This window comes from Streptosporangium sp. NPDC087985 (genome assembly GCF_044741965.1).
In the GTDB taxonomy this organism is placed as follows: Bacteria; Actinomycetota; Actinomycetes; order Streptosporangiales; family Streptosporangiaceae; genus Streptosporangium.
Map to the genome: position 1 here is coordinate 52,077 of NZ_JBIUTQ010000011.1, position 12,329 is coordinate 64,405.

The 12,329-nt window shown below is 69.8% G+C and carries 8 protein-coding genes; 7 read left to right on the forward strand and 1 reads right to left on the reverse strand.

Annotation, left to right across the window (positions count from 1 at the left end; translation table 11 throughout):
* Nucleotides 1–37: 37 nt before the first annotated feature.
* Nucleotides 38–1,513 (reverse strand): protein kinase, encoded by a 1,476-nt coding sequence (locus ACIN94_RS20560; protein WP_400708236.1) that lies wholly within the window; start codon nucleotides 1,511–1,513, stop codon nucleotides 38–40.
* A gap of 342 nt (nucleotides 1,514–1,855) precedes the next feature.
* On the opposite strand from ACIN94_RS20560, the gene ACIN94_RS20565 reads away from it, so the two are divergent.
* The 7 genes from ACIN94_RS20565 to ACIN94_RS20595 all read left to right on the forward strand — a co-directional run bounded on the left by ACIN94_RS20565 (nucleotide 1,856) and on the right by ACIN94_RS20595 (nucleotide 12,124).
* Nucleotides 1,856–2,626: an N-acetylmuramoyl-L-alanine amidase gene (locus tag ACIN94_RS20565; protein WP_400708238.1), complete on the forward strand. Its 771-nt coding sequence runs from the start codon at nucleotides 1,856–1,858 to the stop codon at nucleotides 2,624–2,626.
* 69 nt (nucleotides 2,627–2,695) lie between these two features.
* On the forward strand, nucleotides 2,696–4,576 hold the full coding sequence (locus tag ACIN94_RS20570) for a methylmalonyl-CoA mutase family protein (RefSeq protein WP_400708240.1): 1,881 nt from the start codon (nucleotides 2,696–2,698) through the stop codon (nucleotides 4,574–4,576).
* On the forward strand, nucleotides 4,573–6,750 hold the full coding sequence (scpA, locus tag ACIN94_RS20575; RefSeq protein WP_400708242.1) for a methylmalonyl-CoA mutase: 2,178 nt from the start codon (nucleotides 4,573–4,575) through the stop codon (nucleotides 6,748–6,750). The genes ACIN94_RS20570 and scpA overlap by 4 nt, the downstream gene beginning before the upstream one ends.
* Complete coding sequence (gene meaB, locus ACIN94_RS20580) at nucleotides 6,734–7,702, forward strand: methylmalonyl Co-A mutase-associated GTPase MeaB (RefSeq protein WP_400708244.1); 969 nt, start codon at nucleotides 6,734–6,736, stop codon at nucleotides 7,700–7,702. The genes scpA and meaB overlap by 17 nt, the downstream gene beginning before the upstream one ends.
* 518 nt (nucleotides 7,703–8,220) lie before the next feature.
* The gene (locus ACIN94_RS20585; RefSeq protein ID WP_400708246.1) at nucleotides 8,221–9,603 is read left to right on the forward strand and encodes a cytochrome P450; all 1,383 of its coding nucleotides are present in this window, start codon (nucleotides 8,221–8,223) and stop codon (nucleotides 9,601–9,603) included.
* 59 nt (nucleotides 9,604–9,662) lie between these two features.
* Complete coding sequence (locus ACIN94_RS20590; RefSeq protein WP_400708248.1) at nucleotides 9,663–10,484, forward strand: terpene synthase family protein; 822 nt, start codon at nucleotides 9,663–9,665, stop codon at nucleotides 10,482–10,484.
* Nucleotides 10,481–12,124, forward strand: coding sequence for a prenyltransferase/squalene oxidase repeat-containing protein (locus ACIN94_RS20595; RefSeq protein WP_400708250.1), 1,644 nt, complete (start codon nucleotides 10,481–10,483; stop codon nucleotides 12,122–12,124). Before ACIN94_RS20590 ends, ACIN94_RS20595 begins: the two co-directional genes overlap by 4 nt.
* The last annotated feature ends 205 nt before the right edge of the window (nucleotides 12,125–12,329 follow it).

Genomic DNA, 12,329 nt, shown 5'->3' on the forward strand with positions numbered 1-12,329 from the left:
GATCTCCGGGGCGCGGCCGGGTTGTCGTTCCCGCGGGTCAGCCCCTGGCCAGGTCACCGCTGTAGAAGGTGCCGAAGCCGAGGCCGTCGGCCCAGTGATAGGACAGGGTCTTGCCCTTGCGGGTAAGAGTCAGCGTGCCGGGGACGCAGTCGTCGGGCCGGTCCGGCTTCAGATCGAAGGTGAGTGCCGTCCCGGTGACCCCGGTGAGGTCGAGGACGGCGGTGCAGCCCGAGGTCGGTTCCGTCCACGTCCCGGAACCTCTGCCGGCGACGAGGGCGATGGTCACATCGTGCTCCCTGAGGCCGAACGCGATGCTGGGCTTGATGTGTCCCGCCCAGGTTCCAGCGAAGGCGGCGGGGATCTTCCGGCCGTCCCCCGCGGGCGGCCGGGGGTCTCCGGTCTCGGCGGGCGGCCGGACCGTTCCGGTCTCGACCGGTTCCGGAGTGGTGGAGGGGGCGCCGGGAGAGTCCGTGATCTGGGCGGGCGCGGTCTGCGCGGCCGTGTTCCGGATGGTCGTGGCCGGGCGGTCGGCGAGGACGAGCCAGCCGACGACTCCGGTGGCGATCGCGAGTGACACCCCCGCGAGGACCGCGCCGGTCACGATCCCGCGGCGGCGCGATCCCGAGGCCTGGGTGGTCAGGCCGTACCGGTCAGGGGCGGGAGGGGCGGTGATCCGGCGGCCTGTCCTGGCCGGCTCCTCGGTGGAGGGCGGGCTCTGGCCGCCCGGATCCACGAGACTGTTCATCAGGGCGCGGGCCGTGGGACGGCCGGTGGGATCCTTGTCCAGGCAGGCGGCGATGAGCGGGACGAACCTGGCGGGCAGCGCGGACAGGTCCGGCTGGTGGCTGAGGATCCGGTGCAGTACGGCGGGCAGGGTGTCGGCCCTGAAGGGCGACCGGCCGCTCGCCGCGCAGACCATGGTGGCCGCCCAGGCGAACACGTCGGAGGCGGCCGAGGCAGCGGACCCGGCGATTTGCTCGGGGGACAGGTAGGCGGGGGTGCCGATCAGGCCGGAGGTCATCGTGGAGGCGCTCTCCGCCCTGGCGATGCCGAAGTCGACCACCCGGGGACCGTCCGGGCCGAGCAGTACGTTGGCGGGTTTGAAGTCGCGGTGCACGACCCCGGCGGAGTGGATTGCCGCCAGGGCGGTGGCCGTGCCGACCACCAGCCGCTCCAGCTCCCCGCCCCGCAGCGGCCCGCGCTCCCGGATCCGCTCCTGGAGGGAGGGGCCGTCCACGAACTCGCTCACCACATAGGGCTGGGACCCGTCCACCGAGGCGGTCAGCACGCGCGCCGTACAGAAAGGCGCGACGCTCTCCAGCGCCGACAGCTCGCGTGATAGCCGCGTCCGCCACTCCGGGTCCGCCCGGAACAGCAGCTTGACCGCGACCGGTTCGCCGTTGGGCGCGTGCGCGAGGTAGACGATGCCCTGGCCGCCCTCACCCAGCCTTCCGGCCAGCCTGAACGCGCCGAGCCGGTCCGGGTCATCGGGTGTGAGGGGGGTCGCGACCATGAGGGCAAGATTATCCATGCCTGCCTGGCATGGGTGGGTTTTGAGCCGTAGGAACGATCTGCCGCATAGGTAGGTGTCCGTGGTGATCGCCGGATCTGCTGGGGTGCCGCAGGCCGGATCTCACAGACAGGTGAACCGCCGATCCGAGGCGCTGGGGATGTTTTGTGTGGGTTTAGCAGTTTATTTTATGGAAAGTGGATGGCTGTTCTCCTGCTTGACCATTACCAGGGCGCCGTTACGCAATGATTCGATAAAAGACCAGTTGGTAAAGCGCGCTATATGGAGACGTGTCACGCATTACGCTCCGATAGGCCCTTATCACCAGAACCGTGGAGAAGTCTCGTGGCCATCGATCTTGTTACCCGTCGCGAGTGGGGGGCTCGTCAGCCGCGCGGTCCCTACAGCCGGCTCACCTCCACCAGGGGCGTCAAAGTCCACTACACCGGCGGCCAGATCAGCCCCGACATCGTCAACGACCACGCCAGATGTGTGGCCCTGGTCAAATCCATTCAGAACCACCATATGGACGGTAATGGCTGGATGGACATCGGCTACACCATGATCGCGTGTCCGCACCAGAAAGTGTTCGAGGGCCGCGGGCCGGGCCACCTCCCTGCGGCGAACGGCGCCGGGCTCAACAGCGGTCACTACGCCGTGCTCGGACTGGTCGGCTCGTCCGGCTTCACCCAGCCGACCGACGACGTCCTGCACGGCATCCTCGACGCCGTCGAATATCTCCGGGCCAAGGGCGGCGCGGGCCAGGAGATCAAGGGCCACCGGGACGGTTACTCCACCGACTGCCCCGGCGCCCCGCTGTACGCCTGGGTGAAACGGGGCGCGCCCCGGCCCGGCGGCGGCCCCGTCGACCCGCCCGGACCGCACCCGTCCTTCCCCGGCCGCGTCCTCACGTATCCGCCGGTCATGACCGGTGAGGATGTCCGTACCTGGCAGGGGCAGATGAGGAACCGCGGCTGGAGCATCGATGTCGACGGCATGTACGGCGAGGCGTCGCGGCAGGTCTGCCGCACCTTCCAGCGGGAGGTGGGTCTGTCCGCCACCGGCGCCGTGGACCGTGCCACCTGGCAGGCCACCTGGGAGGAGCCCGTCACCTGACCCGCTGCGAGGACGTTGATCGGACCCCCGGAAGAATGTTCTCCGGCCGTGGCGCTTACTATCCGGTGCATGACGGTGCCGCCTGAGGAATTTCAACCGGCCGCCGATTTCCCGCCGATCACGCGGGACCGGTGGCGCGAGCTGGCGCTCGGAGTCCTGCGCAGGTCCGGGGTCGAGGCTGGTTCGCCGGAGGAGGCACTGGCCTCCGCCACCTATGACGGCGTGACCATCGCGCCGCTCTACGACGCGTCGGATCTTCCGGACGCCGATCCCGGCCTGCCGGGAGCAGCGCCCTACATCCGCGGTTCCCGGCCGGAGGGCGGGAGCTGGGACGTGCGGCAGCGGCACGAGGTGGCCGACCCCGAGGCGGTCCTCGCCGACCTGGAGAACGGTGTCACCTCGCTCTGGCTCGCCCTGGAGCCCGAGGACCTGCCCCGCGTTCTGGACCGGGTCCACCTGGAGCTGATCTCGGTCACCCTGGACGCGGGGGAGCGGACCCGCGAGGCCGCCGAGGCGCTGTTCGCGGTGGCCGAGGGCAAGCGGGCCGCCGCGGACCGGCTCCGGGCGCCGCGGACCGGGGACGAGCGGGCAGGGGACAGGCCGGCAGGGGAGAGGACGCCGGGGGAGCTCGCCGGCAACCTGGGCGCCGACCCTCTCCATGACCCGGAGACCGCGATCGAGCTGGCCCGGCGCTGCGTCGGGAGCTTCCCGGACCTCCGGGCGATCGTCGTGGACGGCACGCCGTACCACGACGCGGGCGGCAGCGACGCCGAGGAGCTCGGCTGCTCCGTCGCGGCAGGGGTCGCCGCCCTGCGGGTCCTGACCGGCGCCGGTCTCACCGTCGAGGAGGCGTTCGGGCAGCTGGAGTTCCGCTACGCCGCCACCGCCGACCAGTTCATGACCATCGCCAAGCTCCGCGCCGCGCGCGGGCTCTGGGCACGCGTCGCCGAGGTGTGCGGGGTGCCGGGGAGCGGGGCCGGGCAGCGGCAGCACGCGGTGACCAGCTCGGCCATGATGACCGCCCGCGACCCGTGGGTGAACATGCTCCGCACCACGCTCGCCTGCTTCGCCGCCGGTACCGGTGGCGCCGACGCGGTGACCGTGCAGCCGTTCGACGCCCGGCTCGGCCTGCCGGACGCCTTCGCCCGCCGCATCGCGCGCAACACCCACGCGCTGCTCGTCGAAGAGGCCGGAGTGGCGCGGGTGACCGACCCGGCGGGCGGCTCCTGGTACGTGGAGCGGCTCACCGAGGACCTGGCCGAGAAGGCCTGGGAGTGGTTCCAGGAGATCGAGCGCGTGGGCGGCATGGCCGCGGCCCTGGAGTCGGGGCTCGTCGCCGGCCGGACCGCCGCCACCTGGGAGCGGCGGGCGGCGAACATCGCCCACCGCCGCGACCCCATCACCGGCGTCAGTGAGTTCCCCGACCTCGCCGAGAGAACTCCCGTCCGCGCGCCGCACCCCAGGGACGTCCCGGGGGTGCACTACGCCCAGGAGTTCGAGGCGCTGCGTGACCTGGCCGATGCCCAGGATGTCCGGCCGAACGTGTTCCTGGCGACCATCGGCCCGGTGGCCGCGTACACGGCCAGGGCGTCGTTCGCGGCCAACCTTTTCCAGGCCGGGGGCATCGCCGCCGTGACCGCCGCGTCCGGCGCGGAAGGCGCGGAAGGCGCGGCGGATCCGGCCGTGGACGCCGGCTCCGGGGTGGACCCGGCCCGGATCGCCGCCGCGTTCACCGCGAGTGGCGCGAAGGTCGCGTGTCTGTGCTCCAGCGACCGGCTGTACGGCGAGCACGCCGAGGCCGTGGCCGCCGCGTTGAGAGACGCGGGGGCGAGAAAGATCTGGCTCGCGGGGAAGGGAGAGTTCACAGGCGTGGACGCCAACCTCTACGCCGGGTGCGACGCGCTCGGCGTGCTCCGCACGACCTTCGACGACCTGGGGGTGGCTCGATGATTCCCGACTTCTCCGGAATCCGGCTCAGGGGTGAGCCCGCCACGCCGGACCCGGCCGGATGGGCACGGGCTGTCCGGGAGGCCACAGGTAACGGCCCGGACGAGCTGGTGTGGGAGACGCCCGAGGGGATCGGGGTCAAGCCGCTCTACACGGCCGGGGACCTGGACGGGCTGGACTTCCTGGAGACCTACCCGGGGGCCGCGCCGTACCTGCGCGGGCCGTACCCGACCATGTACGTCAACCAGCCGTGGACCATCCGGCAGTACGCCGGGTTCTCCACCGCCGAGGAGTCCAACGCCTTCTACCGGCGCAATCTGGCCGCCGGGCAGAAGGGCCTGTCGGTCGCCTTCGACCTGGCCACCCACCGCGGCTACGACTCCGACCACCCGCGCGTGGCCGGGGACGTCGGCATGGCCGGAGTGGCGATCGACTCCATCTACGACATGCGGCAGCTCTTCGACGGGATCCCCCTCGACAGGATGAGCGTGTCGATGACCATGAACGGCGCGGTGCTCCCGGTGCTCGCGCTCTACATCGTGGCCGCCGAGGAGCAGGGGGTGGCGCCCGAGCAGCTCGCCGGGACCATCCAGAACGACATCCTCAAGGAGTTCATGGTCCGCAACACCTACATCTACCCGCCCGGCCCGTCGATGCGGATCATCTCCGACATCTTCTCCTACACCAGCGAGCGGATGCCGAAGTTCAACTCGATCTCCATCTCCGGCTACCACATCCAGGAGGCCGGGGCCACCTGCGACCTGGAGCTCGCCTACACCCTCGCCGACGGTGTGGAGTACCTGCGGGCGGGCGTTGCGACGGGCATGGACATCGACCGGTTCGCGCCCCGGCTGTCGTTCTTCTGGTGCATCGGCATGAACTTCTTCATGGAGGTCGCCAAGCTGCGGGCCGCCCGGCTGCTCTGGGCACGCCTGGTGTCCGGGTTCGGGGCGGAGAACCCCAAGTCGCTGTCGCTGCGGACCCACTCGCAGACCTCCGGCTGGTCGCTAACCGCCCAGGACGTGTTCAACAACGTCGTGCGCACCTGCATCGAGGCGATGGCCGCCACCCAGGGCCACACCCAGTCGCTGCACACCAACGCCCTCGACGAGGCCCTGGCGCTGCCCACCGACTTCTCCGCGCGGATCGCCCGTAACACCCAGCTCCTGCTCCAGCAGGAGTCCGGCACCTGCCGGGTGATCGACCCCTGGGGCGGCTCGTACTACGTCGAGCGCCTCACCCACGAGCTGGCCCGCAGGGCGTGGGGGCACATCGAGGAGGTCGAGGCCGCCGGAGGCATGGCCAAGGCCATCGACGCCGGGCTGCCCAAGCTCCGCATCGAGGAGGCCGCCGCCCGTACCCAGGCGCGCATCGACTCCGGGCGGCAGCCGGTCATCGGTGTCAACAAGTACCGGCCCGACGCCGACGAGGTCATCGACGTGCTCAAGGTCGACAACACCTCCGTCCGCGCCCAGCAGCTCGACAAGCTCCGCCGCCTGCGTGAGGAGCGGGACGCCGATCAGGTGGCCCGGGCGCTGGAGGCACTCACCAAGGGGGCCGCGGGCGACGGCAACCTGCTCGCGCTGTCCATCGAGGCGGCCCGCGCCAAGGCCACGGTCGGGGAGATCTCCGACGCGCTGGAGCAGGTGTTCGGGCGGCACGCCGGTCAGGTCCGTACGATCTCCGGGGTGTACCGCGAGGAGGTGGGGTCCGGCGTGGACGAGGTCCGTACGGCATGCGCCGAGTTCGAGCGGCTGGAGGGCCGCCGTCCGCGGATCCTGGTGGCCAAGATGGGACAGGACGGACATGACCGGGGTCAGAAGGTGATCGCTACCGCCTTCGCCGACCTCGGCTTCGACGTCGACGTCGGCGCGCTGTTCCAGACACCCGAGGAGGTCGCCCGGCAGGCGGTCGAGGCGGACGTGCACGTGGTGGGGGTCTCCTCGCTGGCGGCAGGGCACCTGACGCTGGTCCCCGCCCTCCGCGAGGCACTCGCGGAACTGGGTGCCGACGACGTCATGATCGTGGTTGGCGGCGTCATCCCGCCCGGCGACTTCGACGAGCTGCGCGCCGCCGGAGCCGCCGCCATCTTCCCGCCCGGTACGGTGATCGCCGACGCCGCCCGCGGGCTACTGGCCGACCTGCTCACCCGGCTGGGCCATGACGCGGACGCTTGAGGACTACGCCCGGGGGGTGAGGGAGGGCTCCCGGATGTGGATCGCACGGGCGATCACCCTGGTGGAGTCCTCCCGGGCCGACCACCGGGACCTGGCCCAGCGGCTGCTGGCCGAGCTGACCCCGCTTGCCGGGAAGGCACGCCGGATCGGTATCACCGGCGTGCCCGGGGCCGGCAAGTCCACCTTCATCGACGCCCTCGGCGTGTACCTGACCGGGCAGGACCACCGGGTGGCGGTGCTCGCCGTGGACCCGTCATCCACCCGGACGGGCGGCAGCATCCTCGGAGACAAGACCAGGATGTCCCGCCTGGCTGCTGATCCGGCCGCCTTCATCCGCCCCTCGCCCACCTCGGGCACCCTGGGCGGGGTCGCCAGGGCGACCCGCGAGGCCATGGTCGTCGTGGAGGCGGCGGGATACGACATCGTGCTCGTGGAGACCGTCGGCGTCGGCCAGTCGGAGACCGCCGTCGCTGACATGGTGGACACCTTCCTGCTGCTCGCCCTGGCCAGGACGGGCGACCAGCTCCAGGGCATCAAGAAGGGCGTGCTGGAGCTGGCCGACGTGATCGCGGTCAACAAGGCCGACGGCCCGCACGAGCTGGACGCCCGGAAGGCGGCCAGGGAGCTGGCGGGGGCGCTGCGGCTGCTCCGCTCTGAGCGGACGGTGCCGGTGCTGACCTGCAGCGGGCTCGAAGGCACCGGTCTGGAGGAGCTCTGGCGGCAGATCGTCGCCCACCAGGACACCATGGCCGCCTCCGGTGAGCTGGCCGCCCGCCGCCGGCACCAGCAGGTCGGCTGGACGTGGTCCCTGGTGACCGAGCGCCTGCTGGCGGGCCTGCGCGAGCACCCGGGGGTCGCGGCGATCACCGCCGAGGTCGAGCGGGACGTCCAGGCCGGGGTCCTGACCCCTTCCCTGGCCGCCGAGCGCCTCCTGGCCGCCTTCACACGCTGACGTGGTCACCTGTTGCGCACACCCACTGGGCCCGTGGTCATTCGGGAGCCGCAGGGAGAATCGGGGACTCTGCGGCCCTGCCGGCCAGGTCGGCTCGCCGGGGAGGAATGGCGCGGCATGGAGCCATGACTGCAACGTGTAATTCCAGGTCAATGGTTTGGTTACATGTTGAGTTCATATTGCATTAACTTCCAGCTGATAGTGGGATTCGCCATGCAGTGGGATGGATGTTGTTAACTGCGAGCTTGATCGTCAATGGTCAATCATGTGATACTTCTCCCGAAGAGTTACGAATGTCGCAAAAAGGCCCTTCAGTTACTGAAGCGTAAGAGGAGACGCATAGCGAGACGCGAGAAGGCTGAGGAGGGGCTGCCAGTCGACCAGCCCCGATCCGCTTCTCGTGCGGGACGCTCCACGATGGGTGGCTGGGTCCCCGAGTGTGCCCGTACCGCTCACGCGCTGTCGTGAGCGGTGATCACGCTGCGTAGGTTCGAGTTACCGGGTGGGAGAACTTAGAGATGTCGACCAACGTGGCCGCCGAGGTGGTCCGGCGAGCCAGGGCCGTTCCTGTCCATCGTGCGCTTCCCCGCCTGGCGAAGGATCCGGTGAACGCGCTCGCCGAGCTGGGCAGGGAGGCCGGCGGGGAGGTTGTCCGCCTGGACCTGGGCCCCTTCCGGCCCTATCTGGTCACCCACCCCGAGCACGTTCAACAGGTGCTGCGCTCCGATTGGACGAACTACCGGCGCGAAGGCATGTTCTGGCGCCCTCTGCGACGCATCCTCGGGGCCAGCGTCCTCGATGACGGCCTCCCGTGGGAGAGCAGCCGTAAGATCCTGCAGCCCCTGTTCACCGCTCGGTACGTTGCCACGCTCGCCGAGGAGATGGCGAAGACGATCGCTGTGCGTGTCGATGAGTTGGGCGAGTACGCCCGGACGGGGCGGCCCGTCGACGCCGCCGAGGAGATGTCCGGCATCGTCAGCCGTACCGTCATCCGGGTGCTGTTCGGGGACAGGATGACCAGGGGGGACGGGGAGCGCCTCACGCCCGCCTACGATCTGGCGGCCAACTCGATCAACTTCAGGCTGCTCATGCCGTTCATGCCCTACAGCATCCGGATCCCTGGTGACCGGGCCTTTATGTCGGCGGTCAAGACGGTCGACGACGTGGTGTTCCCGGTGATCCGTCAGGCACGGGCCAACCCGGGCGACAGCGTCGACGTCATCTCTGTGCTCTGCCGCTCCACCGGCGGCGACGGCGGTGCGATGGACGACCGGCAGATCCGCGACGCTCTGGTCAGTGTGTACGGCGCAGCGTCGGAGTCCACCGCGATGACCATGGCCTGGCTGTGGCTGACACTGGATTCTCACCCGGAGGTGGCGGCCCGGCTGCAGGCGGAGGTCGACAGCGTGGTCGGTGCGGGACCGGTTACGCCCGAGCACGTCCCCCGCCTCCGCTACACCCGCATGGTCCTGCAGGAACTCCTGCGCCTGTATCCGGCGGGCTGGCTCTTCCCCCGGATGGTCATGGAGGACAGCGAGATCGGCGGCGTGCGGATCAAGGCCGGATCGGAGGTGCTGATCACTCCTTATGCCACCCATCGGCTGGATGAGTTCTGGGAGCGCCCGTTGGAGTTCGATCCCGAGCGGTTCGCTCCGGAGAAGCAGGAACGCAGGCACAAGTATGCTTACTTCCCCTTCGGCGGAGGCCCCCACCAGTGCCTCGGCCAGCACCTTTTCTACGTCCAGGCGCCGCTCACAGTCGCGGCCATCATGAGCCGGTTCCGCCTGACGGTGCGTACTCCGGGGCCGTTCGTCCCGTCCCCGGCCGCCTCGCTCCGCCTCAAACAGAGGATCGAGCTGGACGTCGCCTTCGCTGACCGCGCCCAGGGTGAGGCTCGGTGACTCCCCGGACCGATCTCACGACATGGCCGGCGGCCACAGCCAGCGGAACCGTCTGTGCTGTGGCCGGGCAGTCCCAGCGGGACATGCGCGACTGGGCGGCGGCCTATCCGGACCTGTTCTCGGCCAAGCCGTTCGACGCCGCCCTCTACAGCACGCTGTCACTTGCCATGGCGTTCAGCGGGCCGTGGTTCACCGCCGAGCAGCTCCGGATGGCGAACAAGGTCTGCCTGTGGGCGTTCGGCCTGGACTGGCTCGTCGACTACGTGGCTACTTCCCGGTCCGAGGTGGACAACATCGCGCGGCGGTGTCTGGAGGTGGCCGAGGGCGCTCCGCCGGTCCCCGGCGACGACCTCACCCGCCTGCTGGCCGACATCCGCGACGAGCTCACCGTCTCGCCCGTGTTCCCCGTAATCGGGCCCATATGGCGCGAGGAGCTCTGGCGGATGCTGGAGGCGATGCTGCTGGAGTGGCGGTGGAAGGACAAGAAGATCACACCGTCGTTCGAGGAGTATCTCGGCAACGCCGACAATCTCGGCTTCTCCTTCGCGTTCACCGCTCACTGGCTGCACACCACAGCTCCGCACGCCATCGCCGACCTCGATCAGGTCCAGAAGGCCGCATCGGCGGTGCAGCAGGTCATCCGCCTCCTCAATGACCTGGGCACCTACGAGCGAGACGTGCTCTGGGGCGACCTCAACGCCCTGCTGCTGGGCGTCTCCCGTGTCGAGGTTGAGCGGCGGGTCGCTGAGCTCGCCGTCCGGAGTCGGGAGCTGATCGCCCCGCTTCGGCCCGGCCACCCCGAGCTGGCCGGCTACTTGGAACGGCAGATGGACTTCTGCGCGGGCTTCTACCGCGTGGCCGACTACTGGGGTGCACTGTGAGTGTCGACGATCTCCTCACGACGACCACGACGGAACAGCGGCTCTTCGGGGAGTTCGACGTGGCCGCTGAGGCCCGCGAGCTGGTCGCCGGACTCGTGGCCGAGCCATGGGGCCAGGTCTCGGCCTCGCCGTATGAGACCGGACGGGTGGCCGGCCTGGCCCCATGGCTGGCCGGGCATGCAGAACGACTCGGCTTCCTGCTGGCTGCCCAGCGGCCGGACGGCGGCTGGGGCGCTCCCGACGGCTATGCCCTCGTTCCCACCCTGAGCGCCACCGAGGCGCTCCTGGCCGAACTGCGCCGTGAGCCTGCGGGCCCGGACCGTGACGTACTGGCCAGGGCTGCACACCGGGGTGTCGAGGTGCTGCGCCGCTGGTCGCACCCGGACAGTGGTCTGGTCCTGCCCGACATGCCCGCGATCGAGCTCATCGTGCCCTCCCTGGTCTCCCTGATCAACGGGCACCTTGAGGCGAGGGGGAGCGTCGAGCGGCTGGACCTTCCTGCAGGCATGGACGACGTGAAACTGCTGGCGATCCGGGCGCGGATGGCGTCAGGCGTGGAGATTCCGCAGAAACTGGTTCACGCGTTGGAGGTGGTGGGCGAGGCGGCGGCTGGGGCATCCGGCGTCGTTCCCAGCCCGATCGGAACGGCCGGAGGCTCACCCGAGACGACCGGGGGGGCCGTCGCCACGATCGGGGCGTCGCCTGCGGCCGGTGTCGCGTGGCTTGGTACGGCGGGTGAGTCTGACCCGGTCAATCCGGTACGGCGATATCTGGAAGAGGTTGTGGCCGGATTCGGCGGGCCGGTGCCGTGTGCCCTCCCCATAACCGTGTTCGAGCGCGGCTGGACGCTGAGCTGGTTGCGGCGCGCGGGCATCCCAGTGGACGTGCCGCTGGAGTTGGTGGCGAGCTTGGGCGACGTGGTCGGTCCGACTGGGGTGCCGGCGGGACCGGGACTGCCGCCGGACGCCGACAGCACCTCGGTCGCCCTGCACGCGCTGGCACTGCTTGGGGTTCCCCGTGAGCCCGACGCCCTGTGGGCGTACGAGATGGACACCCATTTCTGCACCTGGCGGGGGGAGGAAGGAGCCTCTCCTACGGTCAACGCGCACGTGCTCGACGCTTTCGGAGAGTACCTGAGGTGTGACGCCGCTGCCGCACCGCGCTACGCGGCGACCGTGGACAAGCTGTCGACGTGGCTGCGCGGCTGCCAGGGAGCGGAGGGAAGCTGGCTGGACCGCTGGCACGTCTCGCCGTACTACGCGACGGCCTGTTGTTCTCTCGCGCTGGAGGAATACGGCGGCGGAGAGTCGGCGGGCGCTGTGCGCAAGGCCGTGCGCTGGGTGCTCGACACCCAGCGTGATAACGGATCCTGGGGCCGGTGGGAGGGAACGGCGGAAGAGACCGCCTACGCGTTGCAGACCTTGCTGCTGACCGGCACGGCAGATGAGGAGGGGCGGCTGGAGGCGGTGGAGCGCGCGTACCGTTTCCTTCTGGGGGCGGTCACCGAGCGCGGCGTACCGGTCGATGCTCCAACGCTCTGGCATGACAAGGACCTGTATCTACCGGTTGCGATCGTCAGGGCGGCGGTCCTGGGGGCACTGCACCTGGCGCGGTGTGCTCTGTACCCCGTGATGGAGTGACTCGGGCGCGGTAATCTGCGGCCGTCGAAATTCAGCAGGAGAACTTTGTTTCAAAAAAAGGACAAATAGCCACATTTAGCTAATTTCACCTTGAGGGTATTTGGGGTCATTGCTAAGGTTCTCCGGGTGTGGCGCGGGATGCCGCCAGTCGTGCGATATGGCGTTGATTGGTTCACGCGCATTAGTCGCTATGAGACGTACGTGA